The 1,072-nt window shown below is 55.5% G+C and carries 1 protein-coding gene; it reads right to left on the bottom strand.

The annotated features are described in order from the left end of the window. Positions 1–222: 222 nt before the first annotated feature. Positions 223–1,072, bottom strand: an 850-nt coding sequence (locus A3AY_RS0114490; protein ID WP_018326382.1) for an aldehyde dehydrogenase family protein, incomplete at its 5' end; no start/stop codon positions are given.

Raw genomic sequence — 1,072 nt, 5'->3', positions numbered from 1 at the left:
TCCTGTACAACCCTAATTTCATCGAGGGAGAAACCAAAGGCCTTGGCAGCCCTCATTTTCTCGCCGTGCAGTTCAGTTGAATTAGACATTGCCGTAGTAATCTCCGCATATCTTGCGGCTCGCACCAAGCTTGGAGCTCGCCGTCCTAAATCGTATCGTTGATCTCCAAAAAAATCGCGCCACTCAATGCCCTACTTTGAATGGCACGACCGGGTACACGCCTTAGGCGTGCTGGATGACCACGGTTTTGAGGTTTGAATAATCGTCCAACGCGACAAGACCTTTCTCACGGCCGTGGCCGCTTTTGCCCGTCCCGCCAAACGGCAATTCGATGCCAGCGCCAGCGCCGTAACAATTTATGAAAACTTGGCCCGCACGGAGTCGCTTGGACATCCTTATCTGACGTCCGCCATCCCGGGTCCATGCTGCGGCAACCAGGCCAAAGTCGGTGCCGTTCGCGATACGAACGGCGTCGTCCTCATCTTCGAAAGACAAGGCGGCGAGGACCGGGCCGAACACTTCTTCCTGTGCAAGACTACTGGAGTGCGGAACCGGGCCGAAAAGGGAGGGCCGAACAAAGAACCCGGCAGGGTCGGCGCCATCGGCGATTGTACCTTGTGCAAGCAACGGAATTCCATCTGCCTGCGCCCTATCGATAAAGCCCTGTACAGTCGCCCTCTGCTTTGCGGTGATAATGGGACCACAATCAAGGTCCATCTCCGGTGACCCAACACGAACTTTGCCAAATGCTTCGGCGAGACGCCCCATAAACTCATCGTAGATGTTGCGCTGAACAAGCACCCGGCTACCGGCGGAGCACGTCTGGCCGCTGTTCTGAATTATTGCGCGGCAAATTGTGGGGATGGCGAGGTCGAAGTCAGCATCGCTAAAGACTACTTGTGGCGACTTTCCACCCAGTTCGAGCGTGCAATTGATGTAGTTGTCGGCGGCAGTTTTTTGAATGAGCTGCCCAACTTCAGGCGAGCCAGTGAAGGATATGAAATCGACACCTGCATGACTCGCAAGGGCCGTTCCGATCCTGCTTCCCGACCCCGTCACGACATTGATAGCA

Source organism: Rhizobium giardinii bv. giardinii H152 (assembly GCF_000379605.1).
GTDB lineage: Bacteria > Pseudomonadota > Alphaproteobacteria > Rhizobiales > Rhizobiaceae > Pararhizobium > Pararhizobium giardinii.
Note: the sequence above shows the minus strand (reverse complement) of the source record. Positions and strands in the feature narration are given on the sequence as shown.